The organism is Rhizobium mayense (genome assembly GCF_030272705.1).
In the GTDB taxonomy this organism is placed as follows: domain Bacteria; phylum Pseudomonadota; class Alphaproteobacteria; order Rhizobiales; family Rhizobiaceae; genus Rhizobium; species Rhizobium mayense.
Genome location: NZ_JARFYM010000135.1, coordinates 1 through 346, shown reverse-complemented (window position 1 = coordinate 346; position 346 = coordinate 1). Strand labels below are relative to the sequence as shown.

Annotated in this window: 1 protein-coding gene; it reads right to left on the bottom strand. The window is 66.2% G+C overall.

What is annotated here, in order from left to right; all coding sequences use genetic code 11:
• Nucleotides 1-346 (bottom strand): zinc-binding dehydrogenase (locus PY649_RS34930; RefSeq protein ID WP_285873636.1); only part of this gene is annotated, 346 nt, incomplete at both ends.

Here is a 346-nt window from a genome sequence, read left to right as displayed (position 1 = left end):
CAGCTCGAAGCCCTTGTTGATGTCTTCGAGCGGCATGGTGTGGGTGATCATCGGGTCGATCTGGATCTTGCCTTCCATGTACCAGTCGACGATCTTCGGCACGTCGGTGCGGCCGCGCGCGCCGCCGAAGGCCGTGCCCATCCAGGTGCGGCCGGTCACCAGCTGGAACGGACGCGTGGAGATTTCCTGGCCGGCGCCGGCGACGCCGATGACGACCGACTTGCCCCAGCCGCGATGCGAGGCTTCGAGCGCCTGGCGCATCACCTTGGTGTTGCCGGTGCAGTCGAAGGTGTAGTCGGCCCCGCCGATCTGGTCGGCGCCGCGCTTCGTCATGTTGACGAGATAG